Genomic DNA, 5,765 nt, shown 5'->3' with positions numbered 1-5,765 from the left:
CGGGGGGGGGCGCGGTCTTTACCCCGCCCCCGTCTTTTTGTTCGCCGCACCCCTCCCGGGGGTTGGTCACTTCCGCCCCCCCCCCCGGGCGCCGCGGGGGGGGGGGGCGCCCCGCCCCCCCACCACCCTTCCCGTTTCCGTCACGTCTGGAGACCCGCCCATGCGCTCCCGCACCTGCCCGCCCGGCCGAAGCGCCCCCCGAAGCGCCCCCCGGAAGGCCCTCCGCAAGGCCCTCCGGAAGGCCCTCCGGAAGGCCCCTCCCGATCGCCGGCACATCGGCCCGCGAGGACGCTCCCGCGCCGCTCGGCTCCGCGGGCTGCTCCTGTCGCTCCTCGGCCTGTTCCTGCCGCTGGCCGGCCTGCTCCTGCCCGCCGGGACCGCGCACGCCGCCGAGAACGGCACCTGGGGCGTCTTCCCGACGCCCCCGGCGGGCGCGGCGATGACCGACCGGGCGTACTTCTTCCACCAGGGCGCGGCCGGGACCACGGTCGGTGACAGCGTGACGATCCTCAACTCCTCCACCAAGGACCTGACCTTCCAGGTCTTCGCCACCGATGCCGTGAACACCCCGGCCGGTGGCGCCTTCGCGCTGCTGCCCGTCGAGACGAAGCCCAAGGACGTCGGCACCTGGCTCGCGCTGCCCAAGGACACGGCCACCGTCACCGTCCCCGCCAAGGGCCGCAAGGACATCCCCTTCACCGTGAAGGTCCCCGAGGACGCGACGCCGGGCGACCACGTCGGCGGGATCGTCGCCCTCAACACCGAGGTGGAGGGCGTCCAGAAGGAGGGCAAGGTCCAGGTCGGGGTGAAGCGCTCGGTCGGCGCCCGGCTCTACTTCCGCGTGCCGGGGCCGCTGACCCCCGGTCTGAGCGTCGAGGACGTACGGGTCCACCGGGACGCGCCCCTGCTGCCGTGGGTGCACGACGCGCCGGCCACCATCACGTACACGCTGGTCAACCGGGGCAACGTGGTGATCGAGCCGAAGGTGGCGGTGAGCGCCGAGGGCCTCTTCGGGCGGGACGTGCTGTCCCGCCCGGGGCGTGAGCTGCGGCTGACCCTGCTGCCGGGCCAGCGCATCGAGCTGACCGAACCGTGGCCGGACGCGCCCCAGTTGGACTGGGTCACCGTCAAGGTGACGGCCGGCTCCGCGGCGTACCCGGACCTGACCACGGCCGGCGGGGCGGAGTTCCTCGCCGTGCCCTGGCCGGCGGCGGGCGCGGCGTTCGTCCTGCTGGGGGCCGCCGTCGCGACCTGGGCGCTGCGCCGGCGGCGCCGTACGGACGCGGAACTTCCGGAAACCGCAGGGGACTTGGCTGAAACCCGCTGATCATGAAGGGTGTCCCCAGGTGGTGGCGCTCGCCCGCCACCGCTACGGGGAGGCACTTCGATGGACCGACAGCAGCCCGCCGACCGGACGGGTACGGACACGGGCACGGACATGGTCGCGGTCGCGGTCGCAGTGGCGGGCACGGTCGCGGTCGCCCCGCCGGCCCCGCCCGCGGCCGCGGGCCCGGCCCTGCTGACCCTGATCGAGCGCACCGTGAGCACGGGCACCGCCGCCCACCTCCCCGGCCGCGGCTTCCTGCGCCTGACCCTTCCGCTCTTCGACGGCGACCCGGGCATCGGCGGCGGGACCACCGTCCCGCTCACCGTGGACGTGATCGCCGACACCGAGCGGGCTCCGCACTCGATCGCGTACCTGCTGCCGGGCGGGGGCCTGAACTTCGCCGCCGAGTTCCTCGCCCCGGGCGAGCAGGGCCTCGCCCACCACCTGCGCCGCCAGGGCCACCTCGTCGTCGGGGTCACCCCGCGCGAGGACGCGGCCCGACCCGGTGACGTCACCGCCGGTTGGGGGCTCGCCGCGCACCGCCGGGACCTGGCCCGGGTGGTGGCCGCGCTGGACCGCGTACTGGGCCTGCCGTACCAGTACGCCGGGCACTCGGCCGGGGCCGCCCTCGCCCTCGACGCGGCCGCCCACGATCCCTCACCCCGGCTGCGGCGCGTCCTCGCCCTGGACACGACCGGCCCGCTGACCGGCCCGGACGCCGCCCGGGCCGCCGTGACCCGGGACGCGTACGCCGCCCAGCTCGCGGCGGGCACGCACGCGAGCGATCCCGGGCTGGCGGGGCTGGTCTCCCGGGCCGTGACGGATCCGGAGGGCGCCTCCGCCGTGCCGTGGCCGCCGGACCCGACGCTCCGCTTCACCCACGCCGGCCTGGCCCACTTCGCCCTGATCCGCACCGCCGAGCTGCCCGGCCCGGCGAACTGGATCTACGCCCGGGGCCACGCCGCCGGCAGCTACGCCTTCGGCGCCACCCCGGCCGAGGACCGCTTCGCCCTGACCCACACCCCGCTCGCGGCATGGCACGCGGCCACGGCGGCCCTGGGCAGCGGCCTGATCCCGGTGGCCCTGCTGCGCGACCTGAGCGCGATCTGGGCGGGCGACGACGCGACGTACGCCATCGCCTGGGACCGGATCCGCGCGGAGGTGCTCTGGCTCAACACGGAACACGGCCGCGGCGACCACCCCCGCGGCGCGGACCTCATCCGCGCGGCCGGCAACCCCCAGGTCACCTACCGCGTGGTCCCGGGCTACGCCCACGGCGACGCCACCTGGAGCCGCACGGCCCCCGAGGACCTCTGGCCCACCACCTGAACCCGTTCCCCTGGTGCGCGGTTCGGGACATGTTCCTCCGCCATGGGCGAGTTGATGGTGATCAGGCACGGCGAGACCGCGTGGAGCCGGACCGGCCGGCACGCCGGCCGCACCGACCTGCCGCTGACCGAGGCGGGGGAGGAAGCGGCGCGTGCGCTCGCGCCTCGACTGGCCGGACGGGAGTTCGTCGCCGTCCACAGCAGCCCGCTGACGCGCGCCGTGCGGACGGCCGAGTTGGCGGGGCTGAGCGGTGCGGAAGCCGACGCCGACCTGATCGAGTGGAACTACGGCCGCTACGAGGGGTTGACCGCCGAGCAGATCCAGGAGCTCAAGCCCGGCTGGGAGCTGTGGCGTGACGGCGTGGACGCGGGCGAGGACCTCGGGCAGGTGACCGTGCGGGTCGACGCCTTCCTCGGCCGGGTCCGGCCGCGGCTGGACGAGGGTGACGTGGCCGTCGTCGCACACGGCCATCTGTCACGCGTCCTCGCCGCGCGCTGGCTCGGGCTCGACGCGTCGAGCGCGCGGCAGTTCGGGCACCCGCATCCGGGGACGATCAACACACTGGGCTACGAGCACGGGCTGCCCGTCGTACTCGGGTGGAACGTGCCGTAGCGGCGCGCTCTCAACTCAGAACAGCTGAGGCTCGTCTCCTCGTACGGCCCGGACCAGCAGAGTGCCGGTCGTGCGCTTGTCGGCCTTCGACGCCGGAAGGACCGTCGCGGTCACGTCAGGGAAGCCGTACTCCTTGAGGAGTGAGGACCAGATGTCGGGCTGGTAGTCCCACCGCTTCACGATGGCGGGATCTTCGTCATCGGCACGGGGGATGTACGAAGCCTGGCAGCCGTAGCAGCCTTCGACAGGGGGCCGCTGGGAGAAGGCGAACACGCCACCGGGCTTGAGGTTGGCGTGCACGATCGGTAGAAGTAGACCGGGGTCCGTGAACCAGGCCGCGCCGAAGACGCTGTAAATCGCATCGAAGATCGTGAACGTGTCGGCAAGGAACGTGAGAGCGTCGCCCTGGTGCAGTTCCATCCCGTCCATGTCCGACCACCGCTCGCGCGCCTTGTCGAGCTGCTTCGGGGACAGGTCGATACCCACGGCCTTGATGCCGAGGGTGGCCACGTGGGCGAGGTTCCCGCCGGACCCACACCCTAGGTCGAGCACCGTGTCTCCCGGCCGCAACGCCAGCGCTTCGACCCCGGGGCCATGATCGGCGTACTGAGTCCAGTTGAACCAGGTCGTCTCGCCTCTGGCATTCGTCGTACGCCGCTGGGGCTTGGTCTTCGAGTAGTCGTCCCATGCGGCACTACGGGTGTCTGGCACTTCACGTCCTTAGGTGACGGCGGGCAGCCGCCCGGCAGGGTCCCCGGGCGACTGATGGGGCGGGGACGGTTACGTGCTGCCGACAGGGCTGTCGGTGCAGCCAGCGTGGCACTGGGAGCAGTCCGCCGCGCCCTCGTTCGGCCAGAACTCGGCATCGACATGGTGCCCAGCCTCACGGACAGCGGCCGTGGTGACGGCCATGGCGGCACGTCCGGCCGCCGGGTCCGAGCCTTCCTCGTCGTCCTCGGGGACGTGGTGGATGTAGTCCACGCCGAGGGCCCGCGAGAAGGCGACGTAGGGGACGCTGCGCTTGAGGAACTTGTGCCAGAACCGGTCTACGCGGAGGGACGGCGTGAGGGGCTCGTCGGTTTGCGTTGAGGTCGCGAGGAAGGCGGCCATCTGATTCACGCCACGCTCGCCGAGGTCGTCGGTCAGCTCCGGCCAGTCCTTGCGGACGTCCTTGATGAGCAGCGCCCGAAGCTCCGGACTGATCAGGGCGAGAACCTCGCTCGGGTGCAGGTGGATGGTCGTCACGTCTGTGCCTTCCTGGTGGTGGACGGTGCAGAGCTAGCCGCACCTTCCTGGCGGTTGGTGCTGGACGCGCATCGGGTGCATTCGCAGGGCGGCCAGGCAGCGGACGCGGCAGGCGTCAGCGGCTGCCCGGAGAAGGGCGGATAGGTGGCCGTGACCCCGTAGCTCTGACCCGAATCACGGGACACCCGCACAGTCATGGTCACGCGCTCGCCCTCGGCTTCCGTCGCCCCATCGATGGACCGATGTTCCCGCTGAGGCAAGGGCCGGAGCGACGACAGTTCGGGCGTCGCCGGGGCGTCAATGAGAGGGGCATCAATGACGCCTCCCTAGGCGTCAAACCGGTGTCATTGGAAGGCGGTTAGGTCTAGCTTTGACGTCATGACGACCGCCGTGGTGGCGAATGGTGTGCTGCGTGCCGTGCGCATCGGCCTGCGCTTGAGCCAAGACGACTTTGCCAAGGCCCTGCGCCGGGCGGGGCAGGAACTCGGGGAGCCGAACGAAGCGTCGAAGCGTCTGGTACAGCGCTGGGAGTCAGGTACGAGCAAGACGCCCCGGGGCGTGTACTCGCGAGCGCTGGAGCGCGTCACAGGCCGTCCGGTGGAAGCGCTGGGCTTCACCTTGCCCGTACCGATGGCACGGGTTCACTCAGACGGGACAGGAGGGCATGACATGGACGCTAGGGCCGGAGGTGTCACCTCCGCAGCTGTAGGCGCTCAGGCGGCAGCACAGACGGCTGCCGAGACGTTCTCGGGAGTGTGGCTCAGCCGCTACGAGTTCTTCTCGTCCAGCCGTGATGAGACGTACGAGGGCAAGCACTACGTAGTGATCGTCCAGCACGGGAACCGGCTCACCGCTCAGAGCCTCCCCGGGGCGAGCATCAACCCGGACAGCCCTCTCACCCTGGATCTGACCGTTGACCGCAACGTGGTCACCGGGTCGTGGGTGGAGCAAACCGCTTCGGACGGCTACTACAACGGGGCCCGCTACCACGGGGCCATTCAGTTGCTGGTCGAGCCGACCGGCCGACGGATGGCCGGGAAGTGGGTCGGCTTCGGGAAGGACTTCGACGTGAACACGGGCCCGTGGGAGCTGCGGCTCGTGGACCGGTCCACGTCGAAGGCTGCGCTGGAGCAGTACAGCCGGGCACCCGAGTAGGAACAGCAGGAACCCCCGGCCGGTGAGGGGTGGCCGGGGGCGGTCCGCTGCTCGGCCGGGGCCGGGCGGGGTGGGTCAGTGGTTGCGGGGGAAGCCG

Annotated in this window: 6 protein-coding genes; 4 read left to right on the top strand and 2 right to left on the bottom strand. The window is 72.1% G+C overall.

What is annotated here, in order from left to right; genetic code table 11:
• The first annotated feature begins 160 nt into the window (after positions 1-160).
• From ACIBEA_RS44030 to ACIBEA_RS44020, 3 genes are read left to right on the top strand one after another with little or no spacing between them, the layout of a single operon-like run.
• Positions 161-1,327 (top strand): WxL protein peptidoglycan domain-containing protein, encoded by a 1,167-nt coding sequence (locus tag ACIBEA_RS44030; RefSeq protein ID WP_399270116.1) that lies wholly within the window; start codon positions 161-163, stop codon positions 1,325-1,327.
• Between the two features lie 60 nt (positions 1,328-1,387).
• Entirely contained in the window at positions 1,388-2,656 is a 1,269-nt protein-coding gene (locus tag ACIBEA_RS44025) for a hypothetical protein (RefSeq protein ID WP_399270114.1), read from the top strand.
• Positions 2,657-2,698: 42 nt separating this feature from the next.
• Positions 2,699-3,268 carry a histidine phosphatase family protein gene (locus ACIBEA_RS44020; protein ID WP_399270112.1) on the top strand — a complete coding sequence of 190 codons (570 nt, stop codon included), beginning with the start codon at positions 2,699-2,701 and terminating at the stop codon, positions 3,266-3,268.
• Between the two features lie 15 nt (positions 3,269-3,283).
• On the opposite strand, the gene ACIBEA_RS44015 is transcribed toward ACIBEA_RS44020, so the two are convergent.
• Both ACIBEA_RS44015 and ACIBEA_RS44010 read right to left on the bottom strand, forming a co-directional pair.
• Positions 3,284-3,979, bottom strand: coding sequence for a class I SAM-dependent methyltransferase (locus ACIBEA_RS44015; protein WP_399270111.1), 696 nt, complete (start codon positions 3,977-3,979; stop codon positions 3,284-3,286).
• Between the two features lie 69 nt (positions 3,980-4,048).
• Positions 4,049-4,513: a hypothetical protein gene (locus tag ACIBEA_RS44010; RefSeq protein WP_399270110.1), complete on the bottom strand. Its 465-nt coding sequence runs from the start codon at positions 4,511-4,513 to the stop codon at positions 4,049-4,051.
• 378 nt (positions 4,514-4,891) lie between these two features.
• Between ACIBEA_RS44010 and ACIBEA_RS44005 the strand changes: the two genes are divergently transcribed.
• Positions 4,892-5,668: a helix-turn-helix domain-containing protein gene (locus ACIBEA_RS44005; RefSeq protein ID WP_399270109.1), complete on the top strand. Its 777-nt coding sequence runs from the start codon at positions 4,892-4,894 to the stop codon at positions 5,666-5,668.
• The last annotated feature ends 97 nt before the right edge of the window (positions 5,669-5,765 follow it).

Source organism: Streptomyces sp. NPDC051555 (assembly GCF_044454405.1).
GTDB lineage: Bacteria > Actinomycetota > Actinomycetes > Streptomycetales > Streptomycetaceae > Streptomyces.
Note: the sequence above shows the minus strand (reverse complement) of the source record. Positions and strands in the feature narration are given on the sequence as shown.

Coding starts and splice junctions, on each gene's coding strand:
- ACIBEA_RS44030 (WP_399270116.1), top strand. CDS start 161: ATGCGCTCCCGCACCTGCCCGCCCGGCCGAAGCGCCCCCCGAAGCGCC.
- ACIBEA_RS44025 (WP_399270114.1), top strand. CDS start 1,388: ATGGACCGACAGCAGCCCGCCGACCGGACGGGTACGGACACGGGCACG.
- ACIBEA_RS44020 (WP_399270112.1), top strand. CDS start 2,699: ATGGGCGAGTTGATGGTGATCAGGCACGGCGAGACCGCGTGGAGCCGG.
- ACIBEA_RS44005 (WP_399270109.1), top strand. CDS start 4,892: ATGACGACCGCCGTGGTGGCGAATGGTGTGCTGCGTGCCGTGCGCATC.